Raw genomic sequence first — 21,732 nt, 5'->3', positions numbered from 1 at the left:
TCATGATGTGCTATGACCATAAAACGGAGTTTTTTATCAACGCTTGCGATTGCCCTCTTCGGCATTATTCTTTCAACGAAATATTCCGCTAGGGCCAACCTACCCTTACCTCAACCTACATTTGACAGTGAGATAGCTAATTGGAGTGATTCTGATACTGTAATCGTCTCAGATGAGTTCAAAGCCAATATCAAACTGACTGCTAAGGCAGACGGAGGTAGAAAAATACCGTTCTATGGTAGTTTTGAGGTAGACTTTGTTATCGGAGAATCGAAGAGCAAAGGTAGAATTCGATTGCCAAAAGGAGTAAATATTTTCCGAGCTGGAGATACCGGAGTAGTTGCTGTAAGGCTTCGAAAAAAGATAAAGATCAAGAAAGGTATATCCTTTGAGATTCAAGAACTGGGTAAGAAAATCGGAACAGGCTTGATACTTAAAACCTATAAATAAAAAAAGGTGGTTTAAGAAGTACTCTTAAACCACCTTTTCATCTCTTAGCACGTACTATTGCCCAACCATAAATAAGGCATTGGCCACGAACATTTTTCCGTTTTCCCAGAAAGCCCTGAAAAGTGGGTTGTCAGCCATATAAACCATGGCACCTCTACCCATATTTTCAACCCCGTATACCATGGATTTTGCTAATTGCTCTTTAGCTTTTTTACCTGCTACTCCCGCTACATGTGAAGCCTCACTTTCAATGATGCCCACGTTCCAACCATTGGGTAAGTAGGCTAGTCTTGAGCCATTGGTCTTGATGGTGAAGTAGTGATCAGGGTATCCAAAACCCATAGGATGAGTATTGTCAACCTTGAGCTTGAAAATGGCACCTGGCAATCTGAAATCGTCAAATTTGCTTCCACGATCGGCATAGGAAGTCAAAGCATCTTTCTCTTTTTCTTCAGCGGTCTTTTTAGCAGGCTTACTGTCTTCATCGTTTCTTTTTAACTGAAAGCCATCTTTGCCTGCAAAACTATTAATGGCACGGTCTAATGCGATAACCTTTCCTCCACTACGAACCCAAGATTTCAAGCTATTCATTCCACTTTCGTTGAGCACTCTACCGTAAGATCCGGAAGGCATTACAATCACGTTATAGTTGTCAAGGTCAATCGATCTGAAGTCATCGGTATCCACCATAGTGATTGGGTAGTTTAGTTCTTGCTCCATGAAATACCAGAATTCACCAAAGCCAAGAGAAGAAACACCGTCACCCCGAAGAGCGAGTATTTTTGGCTTTTGAATAAAAGGAACATTATTAGACCCAAAGTCCTTTCCGGCATCCACAAAGGTAGTCGGTGTGGTATAAAGACTACGGTTGAACTTGACAGCGGAGGCTTTGACAACCTCATCAAAACGCTCTTTCATGCGCTGATTTCCTTTGCGCGTGATTATCAAAGTCCCGGGCTTAAATTCTCTACCAGCCACATTAAAGCTTTCAACAGCATAGCGCAGTTTAATATCATGCTTGAGTAACTCAGCTAAGAACTTGGCATCCTCTAGCGTTTCCCACTTGGCCAGATAAGCCGGAGGCGTGGAATTGTTAAGGATCACTTCAGGGCCTTGAATAGATATATCAGCCGCACTAACATCCACTTTTACTTCGGTAGCAAAAGCATTTAAGCCTAACATATAAGGAGTCGCCCAAGCGGTTATATCGTACGTATTATTGGTACTGGTATAAGTGTTTGGTTCAAAGAAAGCCTGTACCAAAACGGCCTTTGGCTGATAGGCAGAAATGACAATGTCACCATTTTGAATGGTCATGTTTTTCGTTTCACCCGAAGTGTAATCGAATGCCGAAACCGCTTTTCTCGTACTGCCAGTACCATATTGAATACTATGTCTGTCAAGAAAGTCTTTCAACTGAGCCAACTTATCTGGGTGGTTGGTGCCTCTAATCACGTAAGTCTTGTATTTCGCTTTGGGGCTGTTTACGGCTGTATTAAAGTAAGCTGTAAACTCGTCCACCATTTTTTCTGAATTGACCGATGCTACTTCTACGGTAGACATTCCCGTAGTATAATGGTGAGCGATGGCGTCTTGCAATTTTAAGGTATCGCCTTCATCGGTAAGAATGGCCAGGTCACTGCTTGCCTGCTCATAGGTCATCCCAATCGCACCATTATACATTGGGTAAGAATCACCATAACTTGGATAAAGGATATCAAAACTCTCTTTGGTAAAGAAAAGCCAGCCATTCTCATCGAAGTATTTGGCATGGTTTCTTCCGATCATTTCCTGAAAGTCTCTTTGCCACTGAGTTACCTGCTCATGAACAGGTTCTGCCGCTGGTGCAAAGTAATATGGACTGTTGCTTCCTTGCTCATGGAAATCTACATGTATATGAGGCATAACCATATTATAAAGCTTCATACGTTGTTGAGACTCTACTTGCTTTTGCCATGCCCAGTCTCTATTGAGGTCAAAAAGGTAGTGATTGGCTCTCCCTCCTGGCCATGGCTCTCGGTGTTCAACAGCGTCACGGCTAGGATTTGGCGAAGTACCAGCTACTTGGTTGATCCAGTTAGAATAGCGATCCCTTCCGTCAGGGTTGATACAAGGATCTAATATGACTACTGTGTTTTTTAACCATTCTTTGGATTTGGCATTCCCAGGTTGAACAAGTTCATAAAGAGTCTTCATGGCCGTTTCGGTAGAATTAGCTTCGTTGCCATGGACGTTATAACTCAACCAAACTATACCGATTTTTCCTCCAACAGGATCTCCCTCCATCATACCAATACGTTTAAGGTTATCCGTACGAATTTGGTCCCAATTGTCTATGTTTTCTTGAGAAGAGACTAGATTCGCGATTAGCGGTCTGAGCTCATTGGTTTGCCCATATTGATGTGTCTTAACGTTGCTCATTTCACCTGCCACATACTGGTAATAGTCTACTACTTTGTAGTGAGGGGTGAACCTGGTACCCAGTTCGTAGCCTAGGAATTCATCTGGGCTTTTGAGTTGCTGTGCAAATGATACAGAGGCAGCAAGAATAAAAATGAGTGATGCTGTTAAGAGCTTTTTCATCATGAGTGAATTTTAAGAAGGCGGAATTTACAGGAATTCACCTCCAGAAACAACATGATATTATGCAGGGGTCAGGCAGGGTTAATTGACTTCAAAAACCACCGCTCTCTGCCTATTTTCAGGAACGCCATTGGCAAAAACCATACGATTTGGCGTCAATTCGATAAGCCTTAGTATCCAAAGAGTAGCACTGGTAGAAGTGCCCTTGCCTTCGGCAATTGAAAAATCTAAAAAGAGATCTCCAGATTCCGGATAATATGTGTAAACGGCACCTCCAAACTGAACTTCAGGATCTGTCCAATAACAAGAGGTCTGACCATGCTCTACCAAGACTTCTCTTTCTGTTGATAGAAAAGTATAAGTTTCATCCAATAGACATGCTTCTAAATCACTCTTTATACCTTCTTCATAATCCTCATAAAATTCAGTGATGTGCCAGACCTTTTGATCTCCATTATGCATTTGGAGTAACTGAGTTTCAGAAAAAGTAAATGGATCAGGAGCTTCTTGGTCTTCGTCTTTGCCACAAGAGACAATCAAAATGAGAAGTGAAGAAAAAATGAAGAAGGGCTTAAAAAATTTCATGACTTTGTTTTGGTATGCGAGTCCATTTTCAAAAGGCATGCCAAAATTAGGAGATTGTTCTTGGCAAAAAAGGAATGTTGTATTGGTGGGACTGACTGATCTTGATAATATTTTGTCATTGAATAGTCGGAACTCGAACGCCAGAGGATATATGGAATAATGATTAGATTCAGCTGTGAAAGCTGCCGAATCGAGATACTTCCTTGCTTTAATCCCCCCTGAACCCCTTCAGTCAGAAATTCAGAAAGTCAAGGAATACTTTCGGGATACTTACAATAGTAAGGGCGCCTTGAGGTCTCCGGCCCATATCACATTGCACATGCCCTTTCTTTGGAAAGAGAAAAAAGAAAGCAAACTGATCAATTTACTTGCTCAAGCAACTAAAGAGGTTAAGTTTGAATTAAAACTTGATGGCTATGGAGCATTCGCCCCAAAAACCATCTTCATTAAGAATCAAGAGAGTCAGGAACTAATCGATTTTCAAAAGCGACTGGCTGGCTTTGCCAAGCGACATATGAATCTTTTCAATGCAACGCATAATCGCGGTTATCACCCGCACATGACGGTGGCCTTTAGAGATTTGAAAAAGGATGATTTTGCGAAGGCTTGGAATGAATTTCAAGACCGATCCTTCAACAAAGTGTTTGAGGTCAACTCATTCTGGTTACTAAAACATGATGGATCTCGCTGGAACGCTCATAAGGAATTTCAGTTTTCCTTGTAAGCCACTTTAATGCTAATTCTAACCAAGTCACCTAGAATCAAGTGGTTTTTGCCTACCCCGTAGTCTCTTCTATCCAGCTCTACATAACCGCTCAGTGACTTTTGCCCTTCGATTTCCTCCATCGTAAAAGGGATTTCGATAGTGTTAGTCGTTTTTTTGATGGTCAATTCCCCGGTCAAGGTATAACCTAGATCCGTTTTGGTGATTTTTGTTGATTCGAAGGTGAGGTTCGGATAGTTTTCAACATCAAAGTACTTGGCTTTTCGCAGGTGCTTGTCACGACCCTTAATTCCCGTGTTGATGGTAGTGGTAGGTATGTTAAGCTTAAAATATGATGCATCTAAGTCATCGGGATTGAACTGATATGTCAGACTATTTTCATCAAAAGATCCATCTACACCAATACCCGCGTTTTTGATGACGAAGCTTATGTTAGCAGATTCAGTTTGTGCGAAACTTAGGTTTACTGCCAAAGAAGCGATCAATAAGCAGCTAATCCTTGAGACGATTGAGAACACCATTTTCATTTAAAAGATTGATATAATCGGTCAGTTTTAATTCTAGTTCTGTTGGCCCAACGGCATACGGGGCGATTTCGTACGGGTTGAAATAGAAAATCAGACTTTTATTGATGATGGCGAAGTTGTCATTCAGCAAAAAATTGCCACCCTCAAAAAAGTAACCTTTGTCTTTTAGCTCCTCATTGGGTGGTATCTCTTTAAGCATTCTAAATTCTATTTCGGCCGCCTGGTTTAGCTCATCTTCAAATCCGGGGATTAGAATGTCTGCTAGGGTAATCGGATTGCCCGTTTCAAGATCAAAACTTCTGTATACCTGATAAGAATTGGGATGTGCACCACCCGTATAAGAGTATATGGTTGAAGCCACACTGATAAAACTGGAGTCTTGATAAATGATGTCCGAGTTGATCTCCATTGACCAAGAAGCGCCATAGTCCGGGTACTCTTTTAGGATGGAGGCATACTCTGTGGAAAGCTCCTCTATTAAGGATTGGAAACTTTCAGGCTTTTCTGTCAGAAATGCATAGTCAAAAATGGTGGATTTGATGTTCTCATTGATTTTGTCAGTAGCCTGCTCGCTAATTAAGCCAGTAATGACGGGATATTCTACCGTATAAGTCGCACATTGGGTAGAAAGGCTGTCCAGTTCACAAGGACCTGACTTTTCATCTAGCGCAGCTATTTCATATTCTACAAAGGTAGGGATGGCCTCCGGAGTTTCTTCCTCTACTATTGCCGGTTTTTTGGCACCGAACTCGCAAGCACTTAAGATGAATAGGAATGAAATAAAGAGTAGGTGCTTTTTCACTAGTCGAATTTGAACTGGATGAATTTAGTGTCCTTGTCAAGCTTATAACTCTTTAGTTTCCCTTTTGATTTGAAATGGACGATGTTTTGTTGATCATCAAAGACTTCCATCAACGCAATATTAGTGACTTCGGCCTCATCTACCTGCTCGACATTCTCGATTTCATAGTAGCACCAGCGTGCATCGCCTTCAAGTTCTGAACCTAGGTAATTAAAATCCTTGGATTCTCCATTGATTACGAAAAGCACCTTCTTTTTGAGATAAGAGCCAATTAAACTGTCAAGCTTTTCCTGGCTTTCGGGTTCATAAGTATCCAACTTTTCGATATCGTGGTACTTCTTTAAGCCGACCTCCAAGTCGTCCAAGAAGATTCGATGGCTGACTTGAATAGACTTAGCTTCAGCATCATGCTCAATGTCAGTCACGCTAACATGGAAAGGGTGCCAGTACAGAACAGCACTTAAAAAAACCGACCAAATAAGCTTTAGCTGCATGCTTTTAAGTTTTATAGGGGTATTCAAAATTAAACTTTATTATTGCATTCCTTACAAAATCCGGGCCCGAAATAAAGGGCGCTTATGAGTCAGTTTGCAATATATTTTGAATTAGGAAGGGAGCACATCCTAGACATTAATGGCTATGATCACATTCTGTTTGTGATTGCCCTATGCTCCATCTATTTGCTACAGGATTGGAAGAAGGTGCTCATCTTAATAACAGCCTTTACTATCGGTCACTCGATTACGCTGGCACTGAGCACGCTGGAGATTGTCAACTTTAGAAGTGACATCATTGAGTTTTTGATCCCCTGTACCATTTTTATTAGTGCCTTTTCAAACCTTTTAAGGAAGCAAAGTGCACTGACTCCTTCTAAATTCAATTTGAATTACTTCTTCGCGTTATTCTTTGGCCTGATTCATGGACTAGGGTTCTCAAATTATTTAAAAAGCATTTTGGGTCGGGAAGACAGCATTGTTACTCCCCTACTCTCATTTAATTTAGGCTTAGAACTAGGCCAGATTATTATTGTGGTATTCTTTATGATCATCTCCTTTGTCTTTGTCAACATATTCAATGTGGCGAGAAGAGATTGGAATTTGATTATTTCGTCTGCAGTGGCAGGAATAGCCATTACAATCATGTTGGAAACAAAATTTTGGTAAAATAAACGATATAAGAATGAAAAGACTTTGGCTTATGGCAATGGTTTTGACCTTTATGGGGTCAGGTGCTTTTGCTCAAGTAGTTAACAGTAATCATGGTAAGCGCTTTGAACAGTTGGAGCGTATGTTAAGGGACCCAAGTGTTTATAGAACGGCTTCCGGGGCTCCAGGACCACAGTACTGGCAACAAAAGGCTGACTATAAAATCGAGGCCACCCTGGATGATGAAAATCAGCGATTGACTGGTGCTGAGACCATTACTTACTACAATAACTCACCAGATCCTCTGAGTTATCTGTGGCTTGCACTAGACGAGAATGTGAGAAACCCGGAAAATGACTCATACAAGTTTGACCCTAGCAGTATTCGTCCTAGAATGACTTTTGGTCAACTGGATGGCCTTGATGGTCACGATAATGATTGGGGCTTTCACATCATGAAGGTGAAAGATGCCAAGGGCAACGATATGAATTATACGATCAATCAGACTATGATGCGTATCGATCTGGCTACCCCTTTGAAGCCAGGTCAGAAGATCGCTTTCAGTATTGATTGGTGGTATAATACTACACCGAGAGCCATTTCGGGTGCGCGTGGAGGCCACGAGTATTTCCCTGAAGATGGAAACTATATCTATACCATCACAGGATGGTTCCCCAGAATGGCAGTTTACTCTGATTTCCAGGGTTGGAACAACAAGCAGTTTACCGGAAGAGGTGAGTTCGCTTTAACCTTCGGTGATTACGATGTAAAAATGACTGTACCAGCGGATCACGTGGTTGGTTCGACTGGAGTTTTACAAAACCCTAAGTCTATTCTTACTTCAGAGCAACAAAAGAGATGGAACCAGGCGCAAAAGGAATTTGTAGAGCCTGTTAAGATTGTGACTTTAGAAGAGGCTAAAGAAAATGAAAAGACAAAAGCATCTGGAACAAAAACCTGGCATTATAAAGCTGAAGACGTGCGTGATTTTGCATGGACTTCTTCAAGAAAGTTTGTTTGGGATGCCATGGCTGTTGACATTGAGGGTCGAGACGATCACCCTATGGCGATGTCTTACTATGCTAAGGAGGCTTATGGCATTTACGAGCGATACTCTACCAAGGCAGTGGCTCATACATTAAAGACTTATTCAAGCTTCACAATTCCTTATCCTTACCCGGTAGCGATCTCAGTTGAGGCTTCGAATGGTATGGAGTACCCAATGATTTGCTTCAACTACGGTAGAACTTTGGCTGATGGAACTTATGCTGAGTCTACCAAATACGGAGCGATCGGTGTAATTATTCACGAAGTTGGACACAACTTCTTCCCAATGATTGTGAACTCTGATGAGCGTCAGTGGACATGGATGGACGAGGGCCTGAATACTTTTGTTCAGTACTTGACAGAACAGGAGTTTGACCCTAACTATCCTCACAGAAGAGGGCCAGCGCATAAAATTGCTCCTTATATGGCTTTGCCAAAAGAGCAGTTGGAGCCAATTATGACCAATTCTGAGAACATTATCGGTTTTGGAAATAATGCTTATGCTAAAGCCGCAACTGGATTAAACATTCTTCGTGAGACGATCATGGGTCGTGAACTTTTCGACTTTGCCTTTAAAGAATACGCGAAGCGATGGGCTTTTAAACACCCAACTCCGGACGATCTCTTCAGAACGTTAGAAGATGCATCGGCTGTGGATATCGACTGGTTTATCAGAGGATGGTACTTCACCATTGATAATGTGGACATTGCTATTGATGATGTGAAATGGTACCAGTTAAGCACTAAGAATCCAGAGATTGAGTATCCGATTCTGAGCGAGCAGGCTAAGGCTACTCAAAGCGATTTGGCAGCCAGAAGGAACAGGGCTGAAGGCCGAAAGTTCTATGTCGAAGAAGATGAAAGACTACAAGATTTCTACTACTCTTATGATCAGTTTGAAGTAACAGATGCTGCAAAGGCTGCATACCAGCGTTTTGATGCAACACTTTCTGACGAGGAAAGAGCTATTCTTGGTGATAAAGCCAACTTCTATGAAATAGAGTTCAGCAACGTTGGTGGTTTAGTAATGCCATTGATCATCGAGTGGACTTTTACAGATGGAACAAAAGAGGTGGACAGAATTCCTGCCTATATCTGGAGAAAGAATGAAGAGAAGGTGACTAAGGCCTTTATGAAGAAGAAACAGGTAGCTCAGATCAGATTAGACCCTGATAGAGAGACTGCTGATACTAATGAAGAGAATAATTACTTCCCGAGAAGTGCTAAACCAAATCGTTTTGAACTGTTCAAACGTAGAGGTGGAGCGGCCAGAGGCCAGTCTTCAGGCTCTAACCCAATGCAAAGAGCAGGCGGAGGAAACTAGGCCTTGAATAAGATATCAAAAAGCCCGAGGTTTATACCTTGGGCTTTTTTATGCACTTAACATTCCTGGAGCTGGTGGCGGTTCTCGATAAGCATAGTAGCCCATAACAGCTTCCATCGCTTGTCGAATGGCTTGGTTGATAGGCAGTAGATTATTGCCTAAGTCGGGGTCAACGCTTCTAATTTGGAAGTAGTAATCGTTCATCATCGGAACACTTTCACCATTGCCAATGCCGCTCTCAATGGCCGCGACCTTTTCAGGACTTTGGGTTTTCAATGGAGCACAGGTGACAAAGCTGGTCTTACCATATTTATTTCTGACAGCTGAGTAACCAAACAATCGACAAATTAAACCCCGGAACTTATACTCAGAACAACTACCATTGACCAGTGAACTCTCTTGCGGCTCGAAAATCGTGCAGATGCTAGACACCCTTTCTAGTAATAGGTCATATTTTTCTTCTATTCTATTGGTGAGGTAGAGATGGAAAGCAAATGGAAGAAACTCTAATGGGGTCGCTTCTACATCCGGCTTAAAACAGCATTTACCACAGCCGGCAATGCAACGAAGTCCACTGGTGGTTTGAAGGGCTGTGATTTCTTGATCGAGGGAAGCAAAAATCTTTTCAACCGCCTTCACTTTGCTGATTATGGACATCTATGCTACACAAGGTAGGTGACTTATGAGCGAATGAACCATAGAAGATGATTAATTTTCAGACTATCAGAGATTTATAGATTGCTGAGAAGTCCATTTCTCCCAAATTTGCATCTAAAGCATTTTTGAAGAGTTCTTCAGTTTGTTCCAGGCTCGGCATTGCTACATTCACTTCACTTGCTGTGTTCAGTGCAAGCATAATGTCTTTGTGAATCCATTTTAGTGGAAAGTTTACATCAAAATCACGATTCAGAAGCCTATCCTTTAATAGACCCATCACTGGTGAAACTACAGGTGTCGCGGTGAGTATGTTCAATACCAAACCTTCATCCAGACCCATACCCTTTCCAAGGCTGACTGCTTCCGCGAATGTTGCCATGGACTGGGCTAACATCAGATTGATTAACATCTTCATGTTCGTTCCATTTCCTGCCTGGTTCAGATAAAGTGTTTTCTTGCCCATAGCGTTGAAATAGGGAGCAATGGCTGAAAGGTCTTCCTCTTTTCCACCAGCGAGAAAAAGGAGCTCTCCATGCTCTGCAGGTGCTTTACTTCCTGCCACTGGGGCATCAATGAAGTGAACGCCATGGTTTTTTGCCAGAAGGTCCATTTTCTTGGAAAAAGAAGGATTGACAGTACTGCAGTCTACCCACCAGCTTCCTTTCTCTAAGGCAGGCAGAAATTCCTTTGCAGTGTTGTTGACGACTTCCGGGGTTGATAACATGGTAAAAATGATGTCAGTGCTCTGAGCCAATTCGAGAACAGTTGATGATAATTTTGCTCCCTGGTCGATCAGGTTTTTTGCCTTTTCTGGCGACCGATTGTAAACCGTTAAGTCGTAACCTGCTTTTATTAGGTTGGACGCCATTCTGCTGCCCATGATACCTAGACCTATAAATCCGATTTTCATATCAATTTTGTTTAATGCAAATGTGTAGGGGTCGCAAAAACAAAAATTGTGTTTTTCAGTCAAAGGCCTAGTTTGCCTGAATTTTCTTGTAATTGGCTAGCGCATATTGCTTGGGAGTGGTCGCGAATTGCTTTTCAAAGGACTTGATGAAATGTGGAATATCAGAGAAACCACAACGGATCGCTACATCGGTTATTGATAAATACTCCTTTGTTAAAAGCTCCTGTGCTTTGTCAAGTCGTCTCTTGATAAGCCATTTTTTCGGAGCCATATTAAAATCTCTATGGAAGTCACGCCTAAATGAAGAGACACTTCTGCCGCTAAGGTTAGCAAAAGTTTCGACTGCTAATGGCTTATCAAAATGAGAGAGCATGAATAGTGATAAGTCCTTTTTGGGATTGACTTTCAACTCAGCTACTTTTTCCAAAAAGTGACCATTGGGATTGAACTCAGCAATGAGGTGTAATATTTCCAAGAGCTTTCCTCTGACCATATTTGAATCGAGCTTGACTTGGCCATAAAGTGTGAGCGTTTGTTCGATAAAAGCCTTGAAAGGTCTATTTAGGCTAAACTTTGTGGGTAACTTCTCGGAGCTCACAATTTCTTGATTAATCGATCTCTGTTCCAAAAAAGTATCCGTAACATCATCATCAAAGAAAAAGACAATGGCTTCAAAGGCTCCATCATCAGGGATAAGGTCTGTGATGGCATATAGCCCTCTAGGTAACAACACCATTTCACCAGCACCGACTTGAATAGGAAGCCCATCATCACTATGAACGACCAAGCCACCATTGAGCACGACTGTTAATGCATGTGCCGCCAGTAGCCTTTGGTTGTCGAGGTCTGCTACTTCGGTTTTCTTATGGACAATGCAGCAGTTGCCATCGACCATAACCTTTTTGATAGTCGTTGCTGTGTAGAATGCCTGGGGAACGATTTTCATAAACTCACTTCTGACACAAAGGTGTCCACATGAATTTAATAAAATTGTGTTTTTCGATCAGTTGTCAACTCTTGTGAGTGTTAACTCACTTTTAATTGGGACAGCCACACCGTCTTTTATAGCATAGAAAACCCCTTTTATCTCTTTCTTGCGGGTTTGATAAATGTAGATGGTGCCCATCTCATGTTGATCCCTTTCCTTGTCATTTGGAGGAAAATCGAACTCCACAGCTGAGATATCATCAAATAAGTAAGTAAAGTATTTTTGACTTTTTAGGCTTTTTCCTGTTGTGACTTGATATGTGCTGTCAGTTGTAAATTGTACTTGAAGATCCTTAAAGTAAGGCTTAGATGAATTTAATTGCCACTGGCCTTCCAATATTTTGGGTGTGGATATCTTTTTTGCTTCGAAAGGAGTGAAATGATAATAGGTTGGTCGATCATCGAGGGTGGATCTCAGGATTAGCTCCTGCTTATTGTAGGTTCCATACAGCGTATCTCTTTGACCATAAAAATAGATTTGATCATTTGCTTTGTCGAAGGTCCATTGCTCTTCTCCATCCCATGAATGCGTTTTGGCTGTTGATCTTTTTTGAAACTCCAGGGTCATAAGGCCTGAATTGTATAGAAAGGTAGAATCCTGAGGGTCTTCATCGACCATTTCATATTGACCATCTATCTCCACCATGGTAAATACGGGTTGAAGGGCCTTTACATACTTCAAAATCCATAGGCCTGTTGGCTTTTGGGCACTGGATATATGGCAGGCGCACAGCAGGAATAGAATCAAGAGTCTTTTGAACATGCCCAAATATAAGTCAAAAGACTGCTTTGACTAAGGTTTGGCATATTTAGAAAACTGTGCTTGCCACAGTTTTCTGTAACGGATAAAGAAGATTGCTCCTAGAAGCATAATGAGTCCAGTGGCAAGGCCAACCATCCCGAAGAATCCGAAATTGATGCCCATAGGCACGCGAGTAATGGTTTCTGAAGCAAAGGCAGCATAAAGACCAATGACAGACCAGTACATAAAACCAATGTGATAGTCTATCCAATTACCTTTTCTTCTAATCGCTGGTACCATACCTCCATAAAGGGTGAGTAGGCTACCGATAGCGCCATAATGAAAGACTCCAAAGGTGCCAAAAAGCCGATAGGTCATGAAGGCTGTAATATTAAGTACAAGCATCGAAATGGCATATACATACCCCCATTGCTTGTGGAAGCGGGTTCCCTTTCTGGCACCAATGACAATGGTACCTGCAATTGTCGCTACCAAAGAGGCAATTAAGTGAACTAAACCAATATTACTTCCTACTAAGTTGTCCATGCAACTATCTGTCTAACCATTTCTTGAATTCCTGTACTTTATCGCGGCTCACAATAGCGTCCATTTCATCGGAGTGCTTCAAAATGAGCCTTAATCTGCTATTTGAGTAAGTAACAATGTCTTTCACAGCCTCCAGTGAGACCAGGTACTTTCTATTAATTCGGAAGAATCGTTCCGGGTCGACTAATTCCTCTACCTGTTCTAAAGTGTAATCGATAATAAAGCGATTCTTCTCAATAGTTTGCAGGTAGGTGGCCTTTTCCTGACTAAAGAAATAAGCCGTTTCGTTGGTCGGGATAGTGTGAATGTGCTCCCCTATTTTGACTACAAAGCGTTCCTTGTACTTTTTAGTCATCATTTGCATTGCCTGCTCTATCAAAGCCATATTCATGGGCTGGCTCTCCTTTTCTGAAAAGAGCTTTTGATACTTGTCAAGGGCATTACCTAGTTCTTCAGGATCGATCGGCTTAAGCAAATAGTCAATGCTGTTCAGCTTAAAGGCCTGTATGGCGTATTCGTCAAAGGCAGTAGTAAAGATGATGGGTGCAGCAACCTGTACCTGTTCCAGTATCTCGAAGCTCAGGCCATCGGCTAGCTGAATATCGAAAAACAGGAGATCGGCAGTACTATCTTTCAACCAATTAACGGCCCTTTTGACAGAGTCTAATTTGGCCAGTATTTCAATATCTGGATTTGCTTCCTGGAGTAGCCTCACCAGCCTTTTGGCGGCCATTGACTCATCTTCAACAATTAATACTTTCATGAGGAGAAGGACAGTAATGGTAGTTTGACAATAAATTCAGATTCCTCTTCGGTGATTTCCACTGGTGTTTGACTCAAGAATTCATAGCGAGCGACTATGTTTTTTAGGCCGACACCAGCCGATTCTTCCATTGGGATATTCTTCTTTTGAAGGTTATTCTTGATCACCAACGTATCACCATTTTCTACGAAAACATCGATGTTCAAGGGCTCCTCTTCAGCGATCGTGTTGTGCTTAATGGCATTTTCAAAGAGCATCTGAAGGGCAATTGGTGGAATCATCTTTTGCTCGTACCCGCTGATATCAATATTGACTTTCAACTTATCATCGAACCTGATTCTTTGAAGAAAGAGGTATGAATTCACGAAGGAGAGCTCGGTTTCCAGTTTGACGACTTCCTTGGACTGATTGTCTAAAACATACCGATAGACCTTTGATAGCTTACGGATAAAATCGGCCGCCATATCCTGGTTTTCATAGACAAGGTTGGTTAGCGCATTGAGGCTGTTGAATAAGAAGTGAGGGTTAACCTGATTTTTCAGGGATTCATACTTAGTCGACATCTGCTCGCGCTTCATACGCTCTGCATCCAGAGACGCTCTTCTCCAGTTGCTAAGAAATGACCTGGCAAACATAAAGAAGGTGATGAAGAAGGTAATGCCAATGGATATGAGAACATCTATGCCTCCCCAGTTTGTACTTACTCCCGGAATTAAGTTATAAGCCCAATTTAGAAATACAATGACAAATGGTGTGTATACAAGCACTGTGATTACACCTACAATGAACCGCTTGCCGGGTTGTTCTAACCATGAAATTTTCTTGTTCCAGAAATCAACCAGATAGGAGTTACCTTTCCAAAAGAAGAGCCACATAAAGCCTGAGTAACTCATGCTGAGCCTGACCACTGACCAGGGACGCTGATACAAGTCTCCATCAAAGACAAAGGCCATTACACAGCCCAGTGCGAAGATTAAAATGGATTCGAAGACTTCTTGCTGCCAAACCTTCTTGAATTTGAAAATGCCCATGTTTAAATATAAGGGTTAAACCGACCGAGTTTGGAACTGCGCTTTGTATTTCCTATTCCAATAGCTCACGATCGGAAAGCCAATGAAAGTTGGAAATACCCAGAGCATCCAGCCCAGTTGGTTTGGGAAGTTAAAGATTTCCCCATTCTGCACTAAAAATGCGGTAATGGTGGCAATGAGACTTCCTGACATGGAGTTCATGTGTGCGAACCACCACCACATCTTGTCTGCCGAATCGATCTTTCTATACATTCGAAGGTTTTCCCATGCATTTTGGGCAGTGAAGAATCCAAAGAAGAGGCATAGATAACCGAGCACGGAAGAGAAACTGGGTACTAAGTAGTTGAAGCCCATTCCAATCATAAATAGTCCGAATAATAGGGTAATGATGCCAGCAGTCCAGTCTATGGTTTCTACTTTTCGTGTCTTCTTGATTTTTAAAGAACGATAACCTGAAAAGGCCATATAGAAGCTGAAAACAGCAATTACCATTAGAAAAGCATTGAAACGAACTAGGCTAATAATGAGTATGGCACTGATAAAGACCCAGAACATACACCAGAAGAAAACTTTACCTACTTGTCTATGCAACTTTCCTCCTTTTCGACCAAAGAAACCAGCCACCAATCCGGTAAGCAACGAGGTAATTCCAGCAACTACATGTGATATAATGAGTATTTGTTCCATTGGGCTTTTGATTATTGGTGTTGGCTGAAGACTCCTGCAAATTCGCAGGTGTCCTCAGCTTAACCTCTTGCTATTGGCCGCATTGTTTTACAATGCCTTCTGCCATTCCTTTTCCCCAAGTTGGATCCAAGGTTTGCTTACCACTTTCGGCTTCAAATGCCGCTAACGTTCCTTTTACTTTGGCGCAAGGTTCATCAGTTGGAGAACCAAAGAACTGCGCCATACCAAGTTGCATTTGACCTAGTAGCATATTAGCTCTTGGGTTTTCTGGATCGATTCTCACGGCCATGCTGAACTGTTGCATCGCCTTCCCTGAAAGCATCTGACCTCTTGTATTTGGGTCGGCAGCCAATTGCGTCATGTAGTTGAAACCTTGAAGAGCTACAACCTCAGCGTTGTTTGGTTCTAGTGCAATGGCCTTGTCAATGAATGTTTGTGCTTTCTCTGTGTATTTGTCTTTAGTGCTAATGCCTTCTGCTACATAGGCCATATTAATGTAGTTGAGTGCAGCATAGTAATTGGGCAGCCATTCGCTATCTACCTTTGCCGCTATTCTTTCAAATTGGCTTGCGACCGCTTGTCTCTCTTCTACTGTTCCGGCAGTTGACATTTGCTCTAAAGCCTTAGACATTGCTTTGATATAGGCTTCCTGACCTTGTCCATGAAGGGCGAAACCTGCTACTAATAATCCGATTAATAAGAATATCTTTTTCATGATCCTGTGTTTTCGTTTTTGATGATTTAAAAGTAGCATGAAGTACAGGTGAGACATAAAAGGATTGACCGAACCGTAGAATAAGCCAGATGAATCGTAGCAAGTGTAAGATCTATTTCTTTAAAACAAAAAACCCCCGGCAAGCCGAGGATCTAATTTTGTGTTGTTTAGCCTAGAAACCACCTAGGTACATTAAAGTCACAGCGGTATCCATGTCCTCATCCACATCGAAGGAGGCATCATCAAAATCTGGTGGGCCTTGCTCTCCCATGGCATCATTTGAGAAGCCATAGCCTTCTGTAGGCATACCATAGCTGTTGAAGTCCATTTCTTCATTGCCATTTTCATCGTGCATAACCGCTAGGGCATACTCCCCAACAGGTACATTCTCAAATACGACCTCAACAGAACCACCTTCAGCTTCTACATATTTGGTCATAAAGGCCTCGGTGCCTGGAAATTCCGTTTCTCCATTGTGAAGAGCAACCGCGATGTAACCATTTTCATTTCTTAGATTATCCACTGTAACAGTGAGTGTAACTTCTTCTTTTTTTGAAGGAACCATGCCGAGCATAAGTCCCATTGCAATGATTAGTGTTGTAATTGTTTTCATGATTTTTGACTTATAAATTTTCTAATTGATTTTCTTGTCCGTCTTTGGTAAGTGTAATGAACAGGCCTAAAAAGATGAAGCGCTTGGCCCCCTGTCTAATAGGCTGTCTGTCATAAATACCATCGAAATTTGGCTGAGCGGCATACTCATAGCCGAATATGTTGTCTCTTCCGAAAATGTTGGAAGAAGACAGGTAAATGATAATGTTCTGTTTCAGTAAAATCGCTGCATTCAAGCTCAAATCCTGATAATCCGGAGTCCGATCATTCTGAAACCCAGGTCTGTTCGGATTGTGAAATGGTCGGCTGGAACCATAATTAAAAGTAGCTCCAAATTGCGTTCTCAATGGCTCAACAAAGTGCTTGATAACAAACGAAAAGTTGTGCTTTGAGAGAAAGGAGGGAGTCGCTAGAGTATTGAAGTCCTGATAATTCCTCTCAGAATCAACAAAGGAGTACGAAACCCAGTAGTCAGTTCCTTTAAAGGTCTTACCGTCTCTCCAGAATACATCAACACCTTTGGCCTCACCGAAACCTGAGTTGTTGTAGTTCAAAGGGTTGAAATCGTCCAAGCTTTGGAATTTCACCAAGTCATCGTATTTCTTCCAGTAAGATTCTACCCTGAATACTCTATTGTCCCTGATGTACTGGTAGTTCAAAATATGATGTGTTGCCTGCTCTGGGGCAAGCTGTTGATTCACTATGGCGTAGTCGTTTAAAGGCGACTGTAGAAACTTACCATAAGCCAGAGAAAACTGCCCATAGTCATTCAATTTGTAAGACATAGCCAAACGGGGACTGACCCAAGTTTGATTCACCAAGGAGGAATGCTCATAACGAAGCCCAGTTCTGAAAACTAACTTGTTTGAGGCGAAATAATCGGCCTCAACGAAACTGGCCAAGGTATTGTCTTCGAAGCCAAAACTGTCTAAAGGACCGTCCGAAAGACCGAAAGATCGATCGAATCGTTTGTGAAAGAATTCACTTCCCATATTGACGGTGATCTTCTCACTGGCATCCCAATTCAGGGCTACTTTACCATGAGCTCCCTTTTCGAGTTCATTCACTCTATCCTCATTGAAACCGACTTTTTCCTTGTTATAGGTAGTTGAAAGGCCCCCACGGATAGACCATTTTTTGTTGAGAATATCCTTATAACTGGCATTGACATAGCCGTAGTTATTGGCAACACTCACAGTATCCTTCAAACCATTTCTGTTAATGTTGGGGAATCGGATTCTGAAGTCTGATACATCAACATTGGTATAGATTTTCAACAGACCGTTTTTATTCACCTTATGTCTGAAGACGAGTTCTCCAACCGTACCCACTGGGCCTTGCTCCCAATCAAAGAATTGACGGATCAGGTCCTGATAGGGACGAAGGTCGGTATACTGAACCTTACCCGATATTGAGGTCTTATCCCATTTCTTGGTGTAAGCAATATCTCCGCCTACAGACATTAAAGAGATGTCTCCTTGAGTTTTGTCAGCGATGTCATTCGAATTCAATACCAAAGCAGAGGACAAGGCTTGTCCATATTCTGCTGAATAGCCTCCCGTGCTGAAAGTGACTCCTTTGAAAAGAAAAGGGCTAAATCGGCCACGGGTTGGCACATTGGGAGCAGTGGCCCCAAATGCATTTCTCACCTCTAAACCATCGATAAAGACCTTGGTTTCGTAACCCTCACCACCACGTACGAATAGGCGACCTGACTCACCAACAGTGGCGGTTCCCGGCAGTGTATTAATAGCACCCATAATGTCTCCTGCCGCGCTTGCCGTTGTAACAATATCTAAAGGCTTTAAGACCGTGACTTTTTTAATATCACTGGCCTCGAAGGCTCCGGCAGTAATCGTGACACCATCAAGCTTATTGATTTCTTCCTGTAGGACTAGGTTCAATACCAGGGTTTCACCTTTCAGTTCTACAGATTTCTCGATATCCTTAAAACCGATGAAACTGACGATTAGAATTTGTGCACCTGACTCTCCAGTTTCAAAGACGAATGAACCATCTGCTTGAGAGTTGACACCGTCAAATGAGTCTTTGATGTAAATATTGGCTCCAGGAATACTGACTCCTTTGGCATCTTTGACGGTTCCCTTGATGACCGTTTGCCCTAAAGCATTGACCGTGCTTATGGCAAGTATTGTGAGTATGAGTTTTAGACGTTGCATCGCTGTTGAGTATTTGATAACTCAAATGTGCAATGACTAAGCTCTCCTTATAAATAAGACTTACCGAATCGTAGGATTGGTAGGATGAATCGTAATGAACTCCGTCTATTCGTTTCTCAATGCCTCAGTAGGGTTGATTCTATTCGATTGCAAAGTCTTCAGCCCGGCAATTAAATATATGATGCTAAAGGTCAGCAAAGTGATTATGCCAAAGGTCAAAACGCCTAGGTCTATTCTGTAATTGAAATTATTAAGCCATTCGTTTAACATATACCAAGTAACCGGGATTGCTATGATGTTAGCGATCAACATAAGGCGTGCATAATTGCCGGATAGCAATACTAAAACCTGTTTCACTTTTACACCCAGAACTTTTCTAATGGCTAATTCTCTGGTGCGCTCTTGTACCGCAAAAGTAAGCAAGGCGTATAGGCCTAATACGGCCAAAAGAATAGCTACAAACGTAAGTGCTCCAACAATCTTACTGGTGCGAGTCTCGGCTTCATAGAGCTTGGCAAAGTTGGCATCCATAAAAGTGTATTCGAATTGCATTTCAGGAAGCACCTGGGCGTAAGTATTCTCAAGGGAGGAAATAAGTGACCTGATGTTACCGCCATCTAGTTTTACGGCCAATTGATTATGATTGCGCTGTGCTCTGATCACCAATACACAAGGGTCAATATCATGATGAAGTGAGCGGAAGTTGTAGTTTTTAACAACCCCGGAAATCGGTACGGCATTGCTCTGTCCAAAGGCGCTGAAAGATTTACCGAGCGCTGTTTCCCAACCGATCTCCTTTACGGCAGCTTCGTTCAAGATGAATTGGGTATTCTGGTTACTTCGAATAGAGGCTAGGTCTCCCTCTATCAGCTCCATATCAACCGTTTCGACAAAGTTCGGGTCGGCACCGATCAGGAACATGCTGATAGGCTCTTCTTGTCCCTCCCACCAAACGGTTTGGTTCCAATTGGCTCCCCCCGGTACAAAATCCGTAGCGGCTACATCGCGGACACCTGATATTTGTCTGAATTGTTCGGCCAGCAGTGGACCATTTTCCTGGGCGGTTTTATTACTCAGGGCAACATTCACAATTTGGTCCTTAGACATGCCCAGGTCCTTGTTTCCTAAGAAGTTGAGTTGCTTGTAAATGAATACACTTGACAGGATAAGAACGGTAGAAATACAGAATTGAAGGCCGAGTAAAACGTTTTTGAAAGCCACACCTTTATTTCCGGCTTTGTAGGCTCCTTTGAGGGCATTGATTGGCCTTGCGGAAATAATGAAATAGGCGATGTAAGAGCCAGAACTTAGCGAGACTGCCAGTATCAGGCCGATCAACACGGAAAGCATAAACGGGTCGCTCAAATCCATTGAGATACGACTGTTCATCAGGTCGTTGACAGCTGGAATGAAAAGAAAGGAGGAGAGGACTAGAGACACGGCAGCGGCAAAAAATGCAACCAAAAATGACTCAGCTATGAATTGTATAATCAACTGACTTCGATTGGCACCAACGACCTTACGAATGCCTACTTCTTTAATCCTTTTGGTCGAACCAGCAATGCTTAGGTTGACGAAGTTGATGAATGAGATAAATAGGATGGCAAGGGCTATGGCACCATAGATATAGATGTATTTGAAGTTGTAAGCTTGCTTTAAATTCCCTCGATTATCAACAAAATGAATTTCTGAGAGCGCTTGAATACCAATTTGACCCAGATCAAAGTTTCTGTTGTCTCCGAGGTTTACCTCCGTATTTTGAATTTTTGATTGTACGGTTTGTGGATCGCTACCATTTGCCAACTCTAAATAGGCGAAGTAGTTGAATTGACCCCAATTGCCCGTTAGGCTAGTTCCGGGAAGTACCTTTTCAAGATTGCTAAAGGAAATGAGAAAGTCGAAATCGAAGTGCGAGTTGAACGGAATGTCTTGGAAGACCCCGGAAACCTGAAAATTGTGCTGATCATCCACGCGTAACGTTTTGCCGATCGGATCTTCGCTACCAAAGTACTTTTCTGCTGTCGAAGAAGAGATGATAACACTATTGAGATCATTCAACGCAGTATTTCTCTCCCCTCTGAGCATCTCCATGTCAAACATTAATAGGATGTCTGGGTCTGCCAGGAAGAATTTGCTTTCGCTGAAAATGATGTTGTTATACTCGACTGTAACCTGAGGATCTCGTGTAATATTGGTAAGCCGGGTATATCGCTCTATTTCAGGAATATTCCTTTTAAGGGCAGCTGGCATAGGGGCAGATACTCTTACCCAGCCATTGCCTCCTTTTACATCACCTGTGACTAGGCGATGAATATTGTCAGCCTTGCTATGATACTGGTCGTAACTTAATTCATAATTGATGTGTAGGTAGCACAGCAAACATGCGGCAATACCAACGGAAAGGCCAAGAACATTAATTAAGAAATAGAGCTTCTGCTTAAGCAAGGCTCGGATTGAGGTTAAAAAGTAATTTCTCATCATAGCGGTAATGTTTGATTTATGTCTGGTATCTCGTCTCTTTAGAATTCCGAGGCGAACGAACCTAAGGGTGTTGTAAACGAATAAGGTATTGGACTTGAACCTGCTTTTGTGCTTCAGGTTGATCTCATATTGCTCAAGTAGGTCCCCAATTATGCTCTCCTGAAGCTGTTCAGGACAAATAGATTCAAATAGGCGCAATGCCCACCGGGGTGGAGATGACACATCCTTTTTCAT

21 protein-coding genes are annotated in these 21,732 nt (G+C 42.1%); 4 read left to right on the top strand and 17 right to left on the bottom strand.

Annotated elements, in window-relative coordinates:
* Positions 1-12 precede the first annotated feature (12 nt).
* Positions 13-450, top strand: coding sequence for a hypothetical protein (locus tag BFP97_RS14520; RefSeq protein ID WP_069843114.1), 438 nt, complete (start codon positions 13-15; stop codon positions 448-450).
* Between the two features lie 54 nt (positions 451-504).
* On the opposite strand, the gene BFP97_RS14515 is transcribed toward BFP97_RS14520, so the two are convergent.
* Together BFP97_RS14515 and BFP97_RS14510 are read right to left on the bottom strand one after the other, a co-directional pair.
* The gene (locus BFP97_RS14515) at positions 505-3,036 is read right to left on the bottom strand and encodes a M14 family metallopeptidase (RefSeq protein WP_255399466.1); all 2,532 of its coding nucleotides are present in this window, start codon (positions 3,034-3,036) and stop codon (positions 505-507) included.
* A gap of 78 nt (positions 3,037-3,114) precedes the next feature.
* Positions 3,115-3,618, bottom strand: a complete 504-nt coding sequence (locus BFP97_RS14510; RefSeq protein WP_139135315.1) for a hypothetical protein — start codon at positions 3,616-3,618, stop codon at positions 3,115-3,117.
* Between the two features lie 175 nt (positions 3,619-3,793).
* Between BFP97_RS14510 and BFP97_RS14505 the strand changes: the two genes are divergently transcribed.
* Complete coding sequence (locus BFP97_RS14505) at positions 3,794-4,342, top strand: 2'-5' RNA ligase family protein (protein WP_069843112.1); 549 nt, start codon at positions 3,794-3,796, stop codon at positions 4,340-4,342.
* On the opposite strand, the gene BFP97_RS14500 is transcribed toward BFP97_RS14505, so the two are convergent.
* Genes BFP97_RS14500 through BFP97_RS14490 form a run of 3 tightly spaced genes read right to left on the bottom strand, consistent with a single transcriptional unit; the run spans position 4,327 to position 6,165 of the window.
* A complete protein-coding gene (locus BFP97_RS14500) occupies positions 4,327-4,863 on the bottom strand; it encodes a YceI family protein (RefSeq protein WP_170827476.1) in 537 nt (178 codons plus the stop codon). The two genes, BFP97_RS14505 and BFP97_RS14500, sit on opposite strands and share 16 nt — an antisense overlap.
* A complete protein-coding gene (locus BFP97_RS14495) occupies positions 4,835-5,671 on the bottom strand; it encodes a DUF3298 and DUF4163 domain-containing protein (RefSeq protein ID WP_069843110.1) in 837 nt (278 codons plus the stop codon). Before BFP97_RS14495 ends, BFP97_RS14500 begins: the two co-directional genes overlap by 29 nt.
* Complete coding sequence (locus BFP97_RS14490) at positions 5,671-6,165, bottom strand: DUF6702 family protein (RefSeq protein ID WP_069843109.1); 495 nt, start codon at positions 6,163-6,165, stop codon at positions 5,671-5,673. The genes BFP97_RS14495 and BFP97_RS14490 overlap by 1 nt, the downstream gene beginning before the upstream one ends.
* Before the next feature lie 84 nt (positions 6,166-6,249).
* Between BFP97_RS14490 and BFP97_RS14485 the strand changes: the two genes are divergently transcribed.
* Positions 6,250-6,834 (top strand): HupE/UreJ family protein, encoded by a 585-nt coding sequence (locus BFP97_RS14485; protein WP_069843108.1) that lies wholly within the window; start codon positions 6,250-6,252, stop codon positions 6,832-6,834.
* A gap of 16 nt (positions 6,835-6,850) precedes the next feature.
* A complete protein-coding gene (locus tag BFP97_RS14480) occupies positions 6,851-9,187 on the top strand; it encodes a M1 family metallopeptidase (protein ID WP_069843107.1) in 2,337 nt (778 codons plus the stop codon).
* A gap of 48 nt (positions 9,188-9,235) precedes the next feature.
* On the opposite strand, the gene BFP97_RS14475 is transcribed toward BFP97_RS14480, so the two are convergent.
* The 12 genes from BFP97_RS14475 to BFP97_RS14420 all read right to left on the bottom strand — a co-directional run bounded on the left by BFP97_RS14475 (position 9,236) and on the right by BFP97_RS14420 (position 21,732).
* Complete coding sequence (locus tag BFP97_RS14475) at positions 9,236-9,844, bottom strand: YkgJ family cysteine cluster protein (RefSeq protein ID WP_069843106.1); 609 nt, start codon at positions 9,842-9,844, stop codon at positions 9,236-9,238.
* 58 nt (positions 9,845-9,902) lie between these two features.
* Positions 9,903-10,817 carry an NAD(P)-dependent oxidoreductase gene (locus BFP97_RS14470; RefSeq protein WP_255399465.1) on the bottom strand — a complete coding sequence of 305 codons (915 nt, stop codon included), beginning with the start codon at positions 10,815-10,817 and terminating at the stop codon, positions 9,903-9,905.
* Between the two features lie 4 nt (positions 10,818-10,821).
* Positions 10,822-11,700 carry an AraC family transcriptional regulator gene (locus BFP97_RS14465; RefSeq protein ID WP_069843104.1) on the bottom strand — a complete coding sequence of 293 codons (879 nt, stop codon included), beginning with the start codon at positions 11,698-11,700 and terminating at the stop codon, positions 10,822-10,824.
* Between the two features lie 57 nt (positions 11,701-11,757).
* Positions 11,758-12,504, bottom strand: a complete 747-nt coding sequence (locus tag BFP97_RS14460; RefSeq protein ID WP_069843103.1) for a hypothetical protein — start codon at positions 12,502-12,504, stop codon at positions 11,758-11,760.
* A 30-nt stretch (positions 12,505-12,534) separates the two neighbouring features.
* Positions 12,535-13,029, bottom strand: a complete 495-nt coding sequence (locus BFP97_RS14455) for a DUF2306 domain-containing protein (protein ID WP_069843102.1) — start codon at positions 13,027-13,029, stop codon at positions 12,535-12,537.
* A gap of 4 nt (positions 13,030-13,033) precedes the next feature.
* Entirely contained in the window at positions 13,034-13,792 is a 759-nt protein-coding gene (locus tag BFP97_RS14450; protein WP_069843101.1) for a LytR/AlgR family response regulator transcription factor, read from the bottom strand.
* The gene (locus tag BFP97_RS14445; protein WP_083262579.1) at positions 13,789-14,823 is read right to left on the bottom strand and encodes a sensor histidine kinase; all 1,035 of its coding nucleotides are present in this window, start codon (positions 14,821-14,823) and stop codon (positions 13,789-13,791) included. The genes BFP97_RS14450 and BFP97_RS14445 overlap by 4 nt, the downstream gene beginning before the upstream one ends.
* Before the next feature lie 15 nt (positions 14,824-14,838).
* Positions 14,839-15,510, bottom strand: coding sequence for a hypothetical protein (locus BFP97_RS14440; RefSeq protein ID WP_069843100.1), 672 nt, complete (start codon positions 15,508-15,510; stop codon positions 14,839-14,841).
* Positions 15,511-15,580: 70 nt separating this feature from the next.
* Positions 15,581-16,225 (bottom strand): hypothetical protein, encoded by a 645-nt coding sequence (locus BFP97_RS14435; RefSeq protein WP_083262578.1) that lies wholly within the window; start codon positions 16,223-16,225, stop codon positions 15,581-15,583.
* Positions 16,226-16,397: 172 nt separating this feature from the next.
* Positions 16,398-16,838, bottom strand: coding sequence for a DUF2141 domain-containing protein (locus BFP97_RS14430; RefSeq protein ID WP_083262577.1), 441 nt, complete (start codon positions 16,836-16,838; stop codon positions 16,398-16,400).
* Between the two features lie 10 nt (positions 16,839-16,848).
* Positions 16,849-19,017 (bottom strand): TonB-dependent receptor, encoded by a 2,169-nt coding sequence (locus BFP97_RS14425; protein WP_069843099.1) that lies wholly within the window; start codon positions 19,015-19,017, stop codon positions 16,849-16,851.
* Between the two features lie 105 nt (positions 19,018-19,122).
* Complete coding sequence (locus BFP97_RS14420) at positions 19,123-21,732, bottom strand: ABC transporter permease (protein WP_069843098.1); 2,610 nt, start codon at positions 21,730-21,732, stop codon at positions 19,123-19,125.

The sequence above is a fragment of the Roseivirga sp. 4D4 genome, assembly GCF_001747095.1.
In the GTDB taxonomy this organism is placed as follows: Bacteria; Bacteroidota; Bacteroidia; order Cytophagales; family Cyclobacteriaceae; genus Roseivirga.
This window is presented reverse-complemented; position numbering and strand designations above follow the sequence as displayed.